The organism is Bacteroides salyersiae (assembly GCF_031172035.1).
GTDB lineage: Bacteria > Bacteroidota > Bacteroidia > Bacteroidales > Bacteroidaceae > Bacteroides > Bacteroides salyersiae.
In genome coordinates this window covers 2563789-2581134 of sequence record NZ_CP133452.1, presented here as the reverse complement: position 1 = coordinate 2581134, position 17346 = coordinate 2563789, and the positions used below count along the sequence as shown (strand labels likewise).

7 protein-coding genes are annotated in these 17346 nt (G+C 41.3%); all 7 read right to left on the bottom strand.

Translation table 11 applies throughout. The features are described 5' to 3' along the window. Positions 1-139: 139 nt before the first annotated feature. On the bottom strand, positions 140-3859 hold the full coding sequence (locus RB604_RS09250) for a pectinesterase family protein (protein WP_007478539.1): 3720 nt from the start codon (positions 3857-3859) through the stop codon (positions 140-142). 31 nt (positions 3860-3890) lie between these two features. Next, complete coding sequence (locus RB604_RS09245; protein ID WP_007478540.1) at positions 3891-5843, bottom strand: GDSL-type esterase/lipase family protein; 1953 nt, start codon at positions 5841-5843, stop codon at positions 3891-3893. A 172-nt stretch (positions 5844-6015) separates the two neighbouring features. Further along, entirely contained in the window at positions 6016-7902 is a 1887-nt protein-coding gene (locus RB604_RS09240; protein WP_007478541.1) for a GxGYxYP domain-containing protein, read from the bottom strand. Between the two features lie 25 nt (positions 7903-7927). Beyond that, positions 7928-10459 (bottom strand): alpha-L-arabinofuranosidase family protein, encoded by a 2532-nt coding sequence (locus tag RB604_RS09235; RefSeq protein ID WP_055295101.1) that lies wholly within the window; start codon positions 10457-10459, stop codon positions 7928-7930. Positions 10460-10462: 3 nt separating this feature from the next. Next, positions 10463-12979, bottom strand: coding sequence for a glutaminase family protein (locus tag RB604_RS09230; protein ID WP_055295099.1), 2517 nt, complete (start codon positions 12977-12979; stop codon positions 10463-10465). An 8-nt stretch (positions 12980-12987) separates the two neighbouring features. Then, on the bottom strand, positions 12988-14679 hold the full coding sequence (locus tag RB604_RS09225) for an alpha/beta hydrolase-fold protein (protein WP_005925184.1): 1692 nt from the start codon (positions 14677-14679) through the stop codon (positions 12988-12990). Between the two features lie 22 nt (positions 14680-14701). Next, a complete protein-coding gene (locus RB604_RS09220; protein WP_007478553.1) occupies positions 14702-17335 on the bottom strand; it encodes a family 78 glycoside hydrolase catalytic domain in 2634 nt (877 codons plus the stop codon). Between the last annotated feature and the right edge of the window lie 11 nt (positions 17336-17346).

The window sequence follows — 17346 nt, the reverse complement described above, 5'->3', positions numbered from 1 at the left end:
ACGTATTTCCGGCAATCCCGAAAAATTATCGCCGGACAAGAGAGCTTACAGCATAAAAAAAGAGAGAACATTTTGCAATGATGTCCTCCCTTTCAGCTATTTATTGATTGTTCGTTATCAATTTACCGGTAGTTCGTTATCAATTTACCGATACTTTCGTAACCGAATCGTTTGCCTTCACAATATACCGGCCGGCCGGAACGGAAAGCGATACATTACGGTGAACTTCCAGATTTTGTATCAGCGTGCCGTCTATGCCGTACACATAAATACGGGTCGGTATCTCAATACCACGTACAGAAATCGTTCCTTTACTTCCTATTACGATAACCGGGCTTTCCATTGCTGTATTCTCAAGCCCCGTACCGGTATTGCCTACCGTAAATTCATCGGAAGCTTCACTCAATGCACCGTACTCATTTACCGACTGTACCGTAACCACGTCATTCAAATTAGCTTCATAACGAGTATCAACGGTAAATCCGGCAACTTTCCCATTAATAGTCACCACATAACAGATAGCATACTCATCAGCAGTCCAACCAAATGCCGTATCCCCTTCTTTACCATTGATTACCGGTTTAGAAGTCTGTTCCACCATCGGTAGCGGATTCCACATACCGGTAACAGCATCGGTACCATCACCTCCAAAAACATTTTCCAACGTATAGGAAGCGGCTTCCTCATCCGTCAGGAAGTTCTTTGCCTTGCCGTAAATCGTCTGTCCGTTTTCCTCATACCAATATTCCTCAATCGACTTTTCACTCATCTTATATCCGTTTTTATCCCAGATATTATATACCGCCCAAAGAGCCGGTATAGCACCCATCTTAGGATACCAATAGCCCTCATACGGTTTCACACGACATTCCGTATCGATAAATACCGTTTTCGGTTCATTGTGCCAGGGACGGCCGAAATACACTTGTGTCTTATCTTCCTTACCGTCGGGAGCAGTGATCGTCGTGTTTTTGAATACATATCCCCAACGTGTACAAGCTTGTGTCACATTCCCCTGACTGTCTTTCATATCCGTATAGTGTGACGGAGCAACGATGTAACCACCCGATTCACGGACAATATTCAGTGTACAATTGTCAAAGTAGACATCGCCTCCTCCATAAATAAAGTCCACTGCACCTTCAATCATCGTATTACGGAAATAATTGCGATCGTAATAATGCGGCTGGTTATTGCCCGTATTGGTATTTCCGGTCTTAGGGCTCAGGTAGGTATCCTGATAAGAACGGATGCGGCAATTATTGAAAGCTACCCGGTCCGCTTCCACATAAAGAGACAAAGCTTGTGGCCCACGGGCTTCATTACCTTCATATTTTGTCCACCATTCATTATCGATTGTCAGGTTCTCCGCATAAAAATCATTCGATTTGATAACTAACGTAGCACCTTCGGCCACGTTATACCAAGGCTGGGATTTATCGGCAGAGTTACTTCCCGCCACGCGATCCTGCGCAATAGTCACCTTGTTTACATCCTCACCGATTAAATGTATAAACGGACGATCCACCACTACGATACGACTGTCCTCCGAAGCCGGTAACTTTCCACTCTGATCCTCCCAAGTATATTTCCCGGTGGAGAAAGTACGATTATTCAAGTCATTGTAATATCCTGCTTTAATAAAGATAAGCCAAGGTTTATTATTAGTTACCGGTACGGCATCAATCGCTTCCTGAATGGTTTTATATTGACCGATCGTAGTAGAGGTAGGTGCAATGCTCGCATCCAGACTTTGGTCTACTATCGCATTAAAGAGACGGGCTTCCGGTTTTACACGTTCCATCACCGTAAAAGTTGTGTTTACAGCCGGCGCACGATTATCCGAACGGTCTGTAACATATCCCTCCGGCAGTTCCAATGTATACTGAGTAGCATAAGCCAGATTCGCATAACGGAAAGAAACAGAAGAACTCCCATATTCCGGTTCCAATACAATCGTTTTACCATTACCTGTCAGAGTAGCTTCACCCGTTCCGGCTTGAATGCGTTCATCATAAGAAATGGTAATTTTTCCATTGGCAGATACTCCGGTAGCCTTATCGGCCGGAATAATCGCTTTAATGACAGGAGCATCAGGGTCTTCGTCGATAATCGGAGTACCGAATACATAGATATTACCCAATCCGGTCTCGCTATGATCCGTGTAATTCAAACCGCTTCCCGAATCAACCTTATCAAAGTTATATTCACCATTGTTATCATTCAGAAGCTCGTCACCGGTACCGGTAAAACGAATATAGACCATCTCCTTTTCGGCGACTTCTTCGGCTGGCAATTCAAAATCAACACTGGTAGCCAACCCGTTACTCAATTTATAAACCAATTCCTCGCCATTATTGATAACGGGATTATAAACAGTACCATCTGTTGAGTAAAGTACCCTCCAATTTACATTCGCCGCATTCTTTGCCACCAAAGCAGCAGTAAAACGTACGGTCGTGAATTTCTTGGTAGAGAACTGAACCTGCATAGCTACATCCGTACTCCGATATCCGTTCATGTACAAACCATTCACCGAACTGATAACCGCTCCTTTGCGCATACGTACCACCGGAGTGCCACTGGAATTACCATCCAGAGAGTTTCCATCACTGATTTTCACTACAGAAGCAGTCGCATTACGTTCCGAGTCCCACACATAATCGGCAGCAAACGGATATGTTCCCTTGTTCGCCCAGATCTCTGCCTTATCCGAATTATAAGCGGCAATAAAATCCTGTATTTCATAGTTTGCAACAATCTCCGTATTCTGCTTTACAGTTACAGTACGCTCGGGCTTCGTCACATTGGAATTTTCAAATTCATCCTCCCAGTTCAAGAATCGTGCAATAGGGAGTTCATTGGCAACAACAGTCACTACCGTACCTTCCTCGTACTTGCCTTCGGTGGATTCCGGATTCAAGGAAATAGAACCGATCTGCATTTCCAGGTCATTTATACAACGAGTTGTGAATGTATATGTATTCACCTCTTGAAAAACAGCTTTCAATGAAGTATTCGCTTTCAGTGAGAACGAATAAGGGTTCTCGGCAGACACTTCTTTTCCGGCATTATCCACCCAATTGATGAAGTGGAAACCAAACTTCGGTGAAGCAGTAACCGTCACATTCGTACCCTCATCCATCAGGTCGCCCGCAGGCAATTGATTGACAGTACCTGCATTTTCCGGTTGCAAAGCTGTCGTAATACTGTATTGCGGCACTTCTACAGCCGTCCCGTTGACTGTACCCGTCATCACCACATTATTGAAACCGATTTCCTTATTATTAGCCAGGTTATAAACACTGATTATCAATGATACTTCTTCATCTGTTGCCGGCATACCGGTCAATTCATAAGTACATTCGGTTGCATTTACAGAAGCCCCGGAACGATTCGGCTTGACATTACTTGCCACTGTCTTTTTCATTCCATCGGCGTATTTCAGATAAATATCGATCATACCGCCACCTGTACCGAACACTCCCATCTTAAAAGAAATACTTCCCGGTTGATACATCAGACCTTTGGCGGGTTTTATAGAATAGACCAGATCGTGACCGTCGGTCGCTGCATTCATCTGGGCACTGGGCTTATAGTTATTCATACTCAAATTCTCATCGGCTCCTTTGTATTCCTGTTGTTTGGTAAAAGTCATTTCCTTCCCCAAGACAAAAGCAGTCGTACTAAAAGCATGCTCATTGCTGACAACGGCTTGTGACGGTTCATTGGCACCGCCGGACATTCCCCAAATGGCCGTTACCGTCTCATTGTCGAAAGTCTGTGCCGTAACCCATTGTGCGGCAAATCCCAGTATTCCGAGCAAACAGCCCTTTAATAAAGATTCTTTGTTCATCATATATATTCTTATTTTAGATATAAAACTCATTTCATTTTTTAATGATACGCAGTGTCTGTATCCGGTTTCCTGTCATCAGTTTACAGAGATAAATACCATTCAAGAAGCCGCCCAGACTGATTTCATGTGCATAATCCCCCGCTTCCAAGTTATCATTATAATGATGCATTGTACGTCCTTCCATATCATAGAGAGTGATATTCACCGGAGACAACTCGGAAAGCCCGTAATGCAAAGTAGTCTTATCAGTAGTGATTGCCGGAGCACAATAAGCCTTTCCTACATTCCGGGGCGTCTCTATCGAAGTAACTCCCCCTTCCGTCACTACCCCTTTCACCGTCACTCCATAAAGACAGATCGACTTCCGGTTCGACTTACTGCTATACCAGGGGTATACACGCAGATAGAGAGTCTCTTCTCCGTTCAGTTCGATAATCTCTTTCAAAGAAATGGGGTACATCGTATTGGATACATTAGTAGGGCGGTTACTGATCAACGTATATTCCCCGAATCCCGGATCTTTGGAACACATCACCCGGAAACACATGCCATTGCCACCGGAACCACCGGCATACAGTCCGATAGAATCGATATTGAAAGTGGTTCCGGCATTAGCCGTTACCGAAAATTCAATATAGCGGTTGTAGTTTACATCTATCTCATTTTCCGGCCATTCATCTCCTTCGATGATGTTGCGCTGAGTTTTCGTTTCCGGATCGATCCATCCATCTATCCAAGTCGTCGGATTTCCCGGTTTGGCATAACGGTCGGCATACATCTGGCTGAAAACTTCTTCTGCTGCCAAGATGGGGCCGGTTACCACTGCTTTGGTATCCTGACTTAACTGCCAATAGGCCTGAGCAGCTACTCCTCCTTCAAAAGACACACCCTCACCTGTCAACGTTGCCGTTTTAGTATTCGTGCCATTGCTCACAGTCAGCGTTCCATTCTTTACACCTTTCTCCGTCGGCAGGAACTTTACATAAATAGAAGTCATCGGTACATTTCCATTCTCATAACTTATTTCCAAAGTAGAGGCAAATGCTTCAGTCGCGCTTCGGGAAACTTCAAATCCTTCCGAAGCGGTCACGGTTATTTTCCCGTTCTCCGGAGTCAAATCGATACCACTGACCGAAAAAGCATATACAGAACCGGCATTGAGATAACTTTTTCCGAAGTTATGCGAAACCGGATTAATCAATACATCCGGATTTGCATTAAAATACTCCGTCAATAATCCTTGTGCCGCCAATCCCTGTACAGCCAAACGGGCATAAAGTGTAGCCCCATATTCTCCGATATGAGTACCATCGCCTACATTATAAATAAGTTCTTTTGCTTTCTCTTCACCGTATTCGTCACAAATAGCACGCGTCAAAGCCGTATGGTCCACCAATAAGCAATTCAGCTCCACAGCCACTTCTTTCATAGCAGCTACATAGTCCAGGTCTCTACCGGAGGACATGATCACATCCGCTCCCAGATTATGCGCCCCTTTATCCGTTATCTTATTAGCGCTGAAATAACCGCGTACAATCGGAGTGAACAAAATAGGAGTAGCATTCAATTCCCGAACCTCATTGACATATTTCCGAAGGTATTCTTTGTAAGTAGTCCACGGATAAGTTCCGACTTCTCCATCCGCTCCCGCGTGTTTCTCATCATTATGTCCGAATTGTATAATGACATAATCCCCCTCTTTTATTTGCGGTTTCACTGTTGTCCAGAAACGGCTCTCCTCATAAAATGTTTTCGAACTCGTACCGCTCTTGGCACGATTGTTCAATGTAGCACCGTTGACCATAAATTGCGGAAGCATCTGAGGCCATCCGCGTTGGCCGTTGGTATTTACGGAAGGATCGGTCGATTTCTCTTCCATCGTAGAGTCACCGATGGTATGAACAGTAGGAGCCTGCGCAAAAACTGAAGCAAGCCCAAGACTGCAAAAGGCAGTCAGAAGAAAAGATTTTAATTTGTTTTTCATGATCGATATGGATTGTTTTTCGAAAGGCAAAGCTAATGCATGCCTTTTCTTTTTTATTGCACAATCTATTCAATCTCCCGATTGAACAAATTGTGCAATAAAATCAAATAACAATCTATATCCAATTACTCAATTTTTCCACATGATGGTCAAAAAATACCATCACAGAACTTCATTCTATCATCGAATCATGCTCTTTCAGATAAATACGCAACAGCTCAAAAAACGCTGGAGCGTCCAGCAATACAATATTTTCATCCTGCGTTTTCACCTCATCCATCACCTCACAATACCAGGTTGGCTGCTTTAAAATGTTACGAAACCAATGGAAAGGCAACGCCGAACGTTCTTTCACACGCTTCACAATTCTTCCGGCAGCAACTTTCGGATCATCGTCATTAATATCCAGATCGGCACGAATGACCGGCATATTGCCATGCAGGGAGGCAGTCACAGTTTTCTGAGGTACAATGCCATTCGGACTGAAAGAAGCATAACAGTCCAAGCCTTCTTCATTCAATCCCGGAGCCTGTCCGTCGATGACAAAACCAGTAACGGATAATCCCCACTTGTCATAGTACTTCTTACAATGCTTGCCCCATACCTTCAGTCCGGACGGAAGCCCGGACAAATCACGAGGTTCTTGCAACATACCCGGCATTATATATCCCGCACCGTTATCGGCAGAAGCAAAATAATCATTCTCAGTTGCCGTCGTACGGAAATTATGCATAATATGTGGTACACGTTCGGCCAATACAGGACTGATACACCACATCAACGGTAACTTTCCACGATTAGGATCATCCCAAATTGAGGGGGTACGTTGTGAAATCCATGCAGAAGCATCATAGTCGCCAACATAAAAGATAATAAAATTCCGCCCGGCCACATTCACTTTTCCATCAGCCGTCAATAATCCTCTTTTTTGCAGCTCCTTATGGGAAATCCAATCCTGTGTATATTTCTTTTTTGTAGGAAAGTGCTGCCAGAAAGAGGCATTCGCCAATGCACCATAGCTAATGGCGTCCGCATCCTTAAAAGCATTGTATGCACTGATAATACGGCTAAACTCCCACTCTGTCGGCACATCATCATGAATACCCGAAGCATGCATCGTATATTTATAAGCCCAAGAAGGGAAACCTCCGATATAACACATCTTCTCATGCTTATTCTGTTGATAAGCCAATAACAACATTTCTTTCAAGGTTTGCAAGTCCGTACCTACCGGCTGAGAAGGATCGTCTGTAGCCGGTTCATCTCCCCAGGGAGATAAGTCAAAGAAAAAGGCCCTCTTACTTACAAAAAAATCATGATTACTCAAGGTATGGTGATTTTTTACAGCCGCAAAAGGTTTCTGCTTCCAATACTGGTCGATGTAATAAGCGGCAAATTCCGTATTGCACTTACCGGTTTTCATATATTTCTCTATAAACCATACATAAGGATCATTCTTCAGAGAGCCGGTAGAAAGACGTGACGTTTCCGGTATTTCCATTCCTTTTTTACCTGTAAACATAGAGGTTCCGTCCGGATTCAACAGCCATCTTTTTACCGGTAGCTTCGGTCCGTGTACCACAAGACGGTCATACAGACTTCCCGGAGTATCGTCGTAACGAATGGCAACCAAATTCTCAATACCAGCCACAGAAGAGGCAACATTACTGGTGGAAGGAACATTTCCATCATAAACAACCACTCCTTCTATATAAGAAGCATATGCAGTAAATAATTCCTCCATCGTCCGGTACGTCTGCGTTTCACGTCCGTATAACCACTCTCCCTTCCGACTGTATTTATTCCACCAATAACCATCAATATCATTATTACCCTCCATTACAAAATAAACATACAAGCGGGGAGTATCCCTATTTACCACTCCTTGCAAAGTAGCCACAGCATGTACATCATCCCAAGCCAAATTGAGCCCCTGTGCTGTGCTCAAATCAGCCTGAAGAGTATAACGCAAATCATAAATACCAATTTTATTTCCGGCAAAAGTGGCATTTGCCACCAGCAATAATACAATTATTATTTTCAAATATTTATTTATCATTCTTAGAGTGTTCTATTTTCATCATTTACTTCTTACACGGTATTCTCAATATCATCAACGAATTAGCCGGACAATCGACATTAAATGTACTGCCAATTCCTGATAACTCAGAAATTTTCGGAACCACTTTAAAAGGAGTACTGAAACTATTTTCCTCAAATCGCTCATTCGCTCCTAATACAATTTTAGTCCCTTTCGAAGCAATATCCATCGCATTCTCCAACTGCACTTTGACTTTCCAGTTTCCGGACTCTGCATTTACCAATTTAACAATGATCTCCTTGCGTTCCCTGTCATAACCCGATACAACATATTGCTTCGTCTGAGGAGCATACGTATATTCATATTGCAGTTCGTCATCCAAAAAACATTGCCAATGGGCACCTTTGATCTCAATCCGTACCGTATACCACTGATTCGCCTTTATAGACGTATTATTCCGATAATCAAATAAAGAAATGGAACCCTCATTGTTTATCTCACGGAAAATAACCGACTCATTGGTATGACTTCCCATATCCGCCATAAAATAGTTGTTCAGATCAGCACCGCCAAAGATAATTCTAAAACCTTCCGTACCGGATATCTTTTTAGCTTTCAACTCGATGGTACAATCTTCAAACTCACAGTCTTTAAGAACAGCAAAAGCATCTATCCCCTTCTGACTTTGAAACAGGACATCTTCTTTCACATTCCAATTCCCACGGACAACCTCCCATTTATTCACAAAATCATCCCATCCGGAAACATGTCTTTCTTCACCGTTTGCCATAATTTTCAGGTCTTTAAATTCAACCTCTGTATTATTGGTTCCCAAACCGATAAATCCTTTCGTCCGGAATGCAGGGGCGGGAGAACCAACTTTCAAATCCGTATGCAGATTCACATCCGGCCGGTTATCGGAAAACATTTTCAATACATAATAATTAGTACGACCGTAAACAGAATCATTTTTCAACACCAGCAGATGATCTCTTCCGTGAGCTGCATGCTGAATCAACGGGGCATAAGACACCATTCGAACCTTATCCGCATTCCTCTCAACTCCTGTCAGATAGGCAGCTTCTCCCAAAGATGAATAAAGAGAAGGCCGGCCGATAGCCGCATATTCTCCTACATAGATTTTATAAGGAGTATCATCGGGCAACTTATCATAAACATCAGCGTTATTATAGAACCAACCGGCCGTTTCATAGTAGTGGGGATCTAAAATATCGATTTGCTCTGCATCCTGAATATAAGGACTGAACATGAGCGCACATATAATCTCTATCTGAGGATACTTTTCCTTGATTGCCTTATAAAAGCGATTATAGTTTTTCACATATCGGAGGCCGATATTTTCATTTCCCACCTCCACATATTTCAACGGAAAAGGTTTCGCATGACCATTTTCCGCTCTTTTTTTTCCGTAAGTGGTGGTCGTATCACCTAACGCATACTCAATGGCATCCAAAGCTTCCTGGATCAAATCATTTATCTGATGCTCGCCATTCCAGTAGTCGCCATTCCGAAACAGACAGGACATGCCGGCATTACAAACAAACATACCATCGGCATCAATATCTTCACAGAACTGTAAAAACTCGTGATACCCGAACCCATAGGTGCTGCGATAGCCCCATAAATTGTATTCTCCCGGACGTTCTACAATATCTCCTATCGTCTCCTTCCATTTAACACGGTTATCCATGGTCAAGCCTTCGACAATACAGCCACCAGGCCAACGAACAAAATCGGGATGCAACGACTCAAGCATTTCGGCAACATCTTTTCGCAATCCGTTTTTATGTCCACGAAAAGTGTTCTCGGGAAACATCGATACAAAATCAATATATACTTTGCCTTTATGAGGTAATAACAAAGCAAAACGAAGATCATTTGCTGTTACATCAACCGTAAAAGTTCCTTCATAACGATTCCAGGAACCATCCTGTGCAACCCGGAATTCCTCAGAAGCCACAACCTGTTCCTCACGATCCAGCAGGACAGCTTTCACTACAGCATTCCTCAATTCTTCCGTAAACAAATGAAATTGAAAATTATACTTTTGTCCTTCGGTTACAGCTATTCCCCAGTAACCGGCATTCATAACCAATACATCAGATACGGATGCACCGAGATTTACAAATAAGGAATGAGGAGTAGCACTGTTCAATGGTTTCTCCTCCGTTATTTTATAAGAAGGAACGGTTGTACCGGAAATACACTTAACTTCCCAGCCTTCCATAAAAAGAGAATCGCTCCATGCAATACTAAAATGATTGATGGAATCATTGGAATAGCAATGTAAAGGTTTGGCTATCGCTTTTCCATCCTTCAAAACCGTACCGGAGGGCAAAGTACCATCTTCAAAACCACGGTTTCTTATCATTTCCGCATATAAACCTCCATCACCGGAATGAGTAATCTCCTCAAAAAAGATACCATATAAAGAGGAAGGTATCTCGGCCTCTTCTTTTGACAAATCAATCGTTACTACATCAATAGGTTGATTGCAGGACAGTAAAGAGAACAAACCTCCAAACTGTACCATTGTTTTCACCCATGTTTTCATACTTTATTTCCTTTTATTTCTAAGATAATGATCCAATGACTTCATAAAGACACCACCAACTACCGAACGTGCCCGAAAATTAATATAATCAGCATTCAATGTTTCATACCAATCGCCTAAAGGAACTCTTGAGGAAGTTTCATTCACATATTTCCAAATAGGTCGTATCAGCTCCTGAAAGTCACTCTCCGAATCGGCCATGGTAGCGCTCCATACTGTATCATCTATTTTGCCCCATGTGAAGCGATTATCCAAAGGTAATCCATATTTATTCTGGTTTTTCAGATAGAAAGCAACTTCCTTTTTCATTATTTCAGTAGGCAACACATTCATTCCCAAAGTTTTGTCCCACACAAAATTATACTTCTGACTCCAAGTATCCGGCCGATCAAAAGCCAAGCGATAATGGTCTCCATCATTAGCCTTACGTTCCCATTCAATAGCCATTTTTTTAGCCATCTCAGTATATTTCTTAGCTTCCTCCGGTTTATTTAACATTTTAGCCAGACGTCCATAACCAGCAATAGCCATTATAGCTTTAGCGGATAGATTTGCATTATGTGCCAAATGTCCTGCAAAATCTTCAGTACATAACTGATTTTCAGGGTCCAGTCCCTCCTCTGCCAGATAATTACTCCAAATAGTCAATGTTTCCCAATGTTTGGCTGCATAGTCCGCATTTCCATCAGCAATAGCAATCGCCGTTGTCATAATCAACATATTTCCTGTTTCTTCCACAGGCATGTCTTCCTGATAAGTTTGCCCATTTGCCAATGGATATGTACCAACATCGTGTGCTGCAAAGTTTTTTTTCCAACGTCCGGACTCACTATAATCAAATATAAAATTCAGCATGGCTTTCATTATTTCCGTATTATACTGGATAAAAACAGGACAAGAAGGATACGTCACATCCACTGTACCAATAGATCCATTACTATTATTCTCTTTTGAAAAAAAGAACAATTCATCTTCAGGACCTAAGACCAATTTATGAGCCGCTACCGCCTGACGATAAGAAGCAGCACAAAGTTCGGCATACTGTTGTCCACCAGCTTCAACCGCATCTTTCATCACCTTATAATCCCACTCGTCACATCTCTGCATGGTTTTGGTATAGTTTTTTCGGGCATCGGCCAATGCAGCTTCCATCGTCGGATATTTTTTCTTCCAATACGCCTTCAAGTTTTGCCCGAAGTATTGGACAGAGGCAATGTCGTCATAGCCAATCATCAGATAGCCTTCTGCTTTTTGTTCTTTCACATTACCCATATTTTCACTATACGCCAAGAGGGTTTCGTCCTTATCTAACCGTGCGGATGTCCGGGTTGTTTTTGTAACTGGCAGTATTCCTTTTTCGGCAAAACTCTTCTGAATAGATACTGGAGCCCCCATAGACATATCAGAGGCTTCCGTCTGTTTACCTGCCAGATAAAAATACCCCCAATCAATACAAATGATATCACCGCTTTTACCTAAAACATTCTGTTCTAAAGTTCCTGTTTTTAGTACATGAATGCCAGAAGATTGATAGCTTTCTACACTAACCTCTTGTTCCGGGCTGTTAACTGCCCATTTGGGAGTTGCAGAGAAATAGATCTGTACATCATGTGCACGCTTGTCCAACGACCGAACTTCATAACTAATATAATTAACCGGACTACTCAATAAATCCAGATCGGTAAGAACCAATGGACTCGTAAACTTCAAATCCAATTGCACTGGACCGCAATAAAAAGAATAATAAGTTTGAGTAGGTAATACATTCACCTTTATTTGTTCGGCCTCCGTACCAAAAAAGGACTCTACCTCATCCTCGGTAAAAAGGCCAAAATCAACATAAGCTCCTCCCATCGTATTATGGCAATGAGCTGTAATAAGATTATCTTCTGATGTCAGAGATTTCACTTGTTCCGCATCCAAAGGTTGCACAACATAGTTTCTCCACTTATATCCTGTGTTCACCAGCATCTGCCCATTCAGATACAATTCAAAAATATCGTCATGTGAATAAATCAGATATAACTTTTTCTTGATAACATTTTTATGATCGATTGAGAATTTCCGGCGTATCCAAATATCCCCCTGGCTCCATCCGGTTTTAACGTGAGACATATCAGCACTTCCAAATGCCCCCACACCTGCCTGCCATCCCACATCATTATACTCTTTTTTATACCAATCGGCCAAAGGCAATGTATTTGTATATTTAGCCTGCCATTCTTCGTTCCGAGCATCTTTTAGTATTGCTTTTAATACTTGCTTATCCTTCCCCATAAAACGATAGCATTTACCATCTACTCTCAAAACACCTACTAAAGGATGTTCTGTTCCCGTCCAATGCCTGACGTCATCTTCATACAGTTTATCAGTATGCGACCACGCAGAAATATAAGGGTCAATTGTAATCAATGGATAAGCAGGAGCCCTGAAATGAGAAGCCGGCACTTCTTTATTATTCCCAGCTTCTACATAAAAAGACAAAAAACTTAATAGTAAAAGTAAAATATTTTTCTTCATAATTATACTCAAATTCCTGACGTATTCAATTTTCTAACATATAAGTTATCTTCTGTCAAAACATATAACTCATTCATATCTTTACCACCCAAACATAAAGAATGTATTTGTTCACCGGGTATTGGTAATATAGCTCTTACCAACCCCTCTCTGTCACAAACCTGAACTCCCAGCAGAGTCGCTACATAAAGATACCCCCTGCTGTCAAATACCATATTTCCGTTTTCAGAAGCAAAAGAATCATTGGTACTATGCAATCTGTAATAAGGCTGTTTATCAGAGAATAAATCGTTTTCCGAGGGAACATAAGAATATATCCATTGGGAATTTACTCTCCTCTGTACTAAACGTGAATGATCAGGATATATAGCCAAAAACTTCCCTCCTACCTCATCTTCATCTATTTTTTCTTTTGATTTTCTGTTCAAATTTACTTTCCATAATATATTTCCATTATCTTTCTGCTGAACTGTATATACTACTGATTCATCCACCGGTAAAATACTTTCGGTCCCTTGCATCCCCTTCAGCAATATGTCACGTTTATCATTCATGAGTCTACCCGACGAATCCAATAATAACAAGTTATTATACAATACACCTACCAAAGAGCAATCAGAGAATCGACCTAAATTCTGTATACCATCCTGATTCAGTTTATGGATATTCTGATCAATTGTTTGAAATATAATATCTCCGGAATTATTGGCAAACAGGCTACTGGATATTACTCCTGGTAACTCTATCTCCTGCCACTGTGATTGACTGTCTATAATTTCAGAAAGCATATCATTCCTCGAAACACCACACTCCACCTCTTTCGGCCATCCTTTCCAAAGCCAACGCATTACATCCGGAAAAATATTCTCAGCATGTACTCCGTCATGTCCACCATGCCCCCAAGAGTGAGCTACCTCATACCCGGAAAAGGCCAAAGCTGATTCCATCAGCAAATTACCATCAAACCAATGCCCTAAAAGAGGATTCCATGCATCTTCTGTTCCGTCTTCCAAAAAGATACGAAGAGGTTTAGGTTCCGTTTTCCGTATCAACGCTGGATATTCATTACCACCTCTCATAGCTACAAAAGAGCCAAAAGCACTAAACACACGACGAAATGCATCAGGACGTTCCCAAGCAGCAGTAAAAGCGCAAATACCTCCACTGCTTGCCCCTGCAATGGCACGGTCATTAGGATTCTTTGAAAAGTTTAATAAACGTCCGTCTGTAGTCTTTTTAGCTTCGGCATCAGGCAACAACTCCTCTAACAGGAAACGAACAAAACGGTCGTTAGTAGTATCAAATTCATAGCTTCTGTTAGCCCGGAGAAACTTTCCATTTCTTTCTATTTTACCTGGCCCCACAAAAACACCAATAGTCACTGGCATTTCCCCAGTTGCTATCAAATTATCAAAAACGGTAGTGGCTTTAAACAAAATGTCATCCATACATACGTACAAACAGGCCGGTTTATCACCTTTATAAGCTTTAGGAATATAAATCCAATAGCTTCTCTCCGTTCCCGGATAAATTTTGGAGTTGGTAAAACGAAATTCCAATACCTCACCGGCTACACTTTCGTCAACAGGCTGCTTCGCCGGATCATATGGATATTTTGCATCATATCCGGATTGGGCTGCAACATTTACGCAACAGAAAGTTACAACAATTGCCAATAAAAATCTTTCTACAGTTTTCATATCTTTCCATTTATAATATTCGTCATGGTATCACTTCAAAAGTAAATGTTCCGGATTTCAAATTCACCGGCTCGTCCTTTTGTAAAAATAACGTTGCTGTAGAGTTAGGAGGAACTGTCACTTTATAAATAATTTTTGCCCCTTTCCTATTCCATGAAGATTTAACCATGCCCTGAGGCGTAATATACGACACTTTTACATAACTAATATCTTTCAAAAAATAAGGTCTCAATATCACATTCTTAAATCCCGGACATGCAACATCCGGATTGATTCCTCCCAATGTTTTATAAAGCCAGGCACCAATTTCACCAAACATTATGTGATTTTCAGAAGTTATGGCTTTTCCATCATACTGCCACCACTCATGTAAAGTCGTTGCTCCCCGCTCAATCCAGTTACCCCATGAAGGTTCATCTGTCTGATTGGCTATTCGATATGCCTGTTCTACATTTCCTGTTGTGGTTAAAGCATCCAATAATGCCTGGCAACCAAAGATGCCGACATCCAAATGATCATTGTCCTGTTTTACTCGTGCTGATAAGTTGGCGGCTACTTTAGCACGGCAATGTTCGGGAACAATATTCCAACGCAAAGGCATACTCAACTCCGCCTGATAACCGCTTGCATAAATACCCGTTTCTTCATTCAAAAACTTTTTATTGATTGCAGTTTTTATTTTATCTGCCATTTTTCTATAAAAGAATAAATCATCCTCCTTATTGAATAACCGGGCTGCCTTTGCTATAATATCTACCATCCGGAAGAAACAGATGGATGCCGTTAATTCCTTATTAGATACCGCTTTATAAGGACACCAATCACCCAAACAAGCATCTGGGACTAAACCAGCCGGATAATGTTTCAGAAAAAAGTCTGCATGCTTTTTCATCATTTCATAATTTTCGGCTAAACAGGTAGCATCTCCATAAAATTCATAAATAGTCCAAGGAATAATGGCTACTGCACAAGTCCAATCAACCGTATTGTCCGTTTGCCCCCAGCCACCAGAAGGAATAATACAAGCAAGACGACCATTATCAAACATATTATCCTGTAAATCCCTCATCCATTTTTCATAAAAAGTAATGGCGTCGTAATTGTACAGCCCTGTTTCTATAGCCAGATGGGCATCTCCCGTCCAGCCGTTTTTCTCTCGTTGCGGACAATCTGTCGGAATTCCGATCAAATTGGACAGATAAGAATATCGGGTTGCACTCATTATCTTGTTAAACAAAGGATTAGAGCATTCAAAAGATCCAATTTCCGGAACATCCGTATGTACAAAACAAGAATTCAGACTCTTTTTATCCAGCTTTAAAGGCTTGTCTGAAGTAATTTCCACATACCGAAATCCTTTGTAGCTAAATCGAGGAACAAAATGGTCCTTTTTCCCATCTAAATAAATAATATCCGTTTGGAATTGCTCATCATCGGGGTGCTTTCCGTAACGTTCGGCATTGTAGAAACCAGTCAAACAATCATCATACACATGTTCTCTCTTTTCATCAAGACTTTCTGCATGTTTTATTTTCACACGAGTTCCCTCTATTCCCTTAAATACTCCATCAATTATTCCACACCAATTTTGTCCGAAATCAAACACATAATTGGTATCGCTAAACTTCTTAATACTTTTTGCATGTAGTCTGTCTGTTATACGAATCGGAGGCATGTTCAGAGCCACCAGTTTTTCAGCAGGAGTAGCCACTTCTATTGCCCGTTGCCAATCCCCCCCATTACTCTCTAAAGCATACGTCTCTCTGTTTTCTCTCCTAAAATCATATCCTTCACCTAAATAGATAGCATTAAAAGTTAGCGGGCTTGCTGTTGTTTCAAAAGAACGGTCCGAAGCTATCACTTCTTCTGTACCATCCGTATATACGATACGAAGATTCAAACAGAAAGAAGGTCTACCCCTCCAGTCCGCCTGATGAAAATTCCATTCAGCAACCGGCTGATGATTATACCACCCATTACCTAATAAAATACCTAATATATTCTCACCCTGCTTCAAATCTTTGGTCACATCATAAGTAGCATATAACAAACGCTTCGCAAAATCCGTATAGGCAGGATCTAAAATATGGTCACCAATTTTCTTTCCGTTGATAGACAACTCATACAATCCTGCTGCTGTAATATAAGCTCTCGCTGATTTAACTTTCTTACTTATACCTATATTTTTGCGGAAATAAGGAGTCGAACGATCTTCTATATCCTTGCCGTCGGAAATGAATTTACCTTTCCAATTTTGCTGATCCAACATACCTGTTTCAAAAGAAGATATTACCTTCGATGATTTTTGACCGTCTTTATCAGCAATAGAAACACACCAGTAGTATCTGGTAAAAGGCTCCAATTCTTTGCCTGTATATCTAATCAGTGTATTATTACTCTTCTTTTCTTCAGACCAAAGAATATTTTCACCCTTTAATAAAGATAAAGAATCCGTACTTACCGCTACATAATAAGCAGTTTGTAAAGCATCTGCCCGTCTATCGAATAATTTCCACGATAATCGTGGTGATCTTTCATCAATACTCAACGGCCGACACAAATATTCACATCTCAAATCTATTGGATAGCATTTCTCTTTTCCATAGCAAGAAAAAGACAATAAAATACCATATAGTAAAATCAATATTTTCTTCATAATCTGTTTTT

Excerpts from the sequence above, each read along its gene's own strand:
- RB604_RS09250 (WP_007478539.1), bottom strand. The coding sequence starts at position 3,859 with ATGATGAACAAAGAATCTTTATTAAAGGGCTGTTTGCTCGGAATACTG.
- RB604_RS09245 (WP_007478540.1), bottom strand. The coding sequence starts at position 5,843 with ATGAAAAACAAATTAAAATCTTTTCTTCTGACTGCCTTTTGCAGTCTT.
- RB604_RS09240 (WP_007478541.1), bottom strand. The coding sequence starts at position 7,902 with ATGATAAATAAATATTTGAAAATAATAATTGTATTATTGCTGGTGGCA.
- RB604_RS09235 (WP_055295101.1), bottom strand. The coding sequence starts at position 10,459 with ATGAAAACATGGGTGAAAACAATGGTACAGTTTGGAGGTTTGTTCTCT.
- RB604_RS09230 (WP_055295099.1), bottom strand. The coding sequence starts at position 12,979 with ATGAAGAAAAATATTTTACTTTTACTATTAAGTTTTTTGTCTTTTTAT.
- RB604_RS09225 (WP_005925184.1), bottom strand. The coding sequence starts at position 14,679 with ATGAAAACTGTAGAAAGATTTTTATTGGCAATTGTTGTAACTTTCTGT.
- RB604_RS09220 (WP_007478553.1), bottom strand. The coding sequence starts at position 17,335 with ATGAAGAAAATATTGATTTTACTATATGGTATTTTATTGTCTTTTTCT.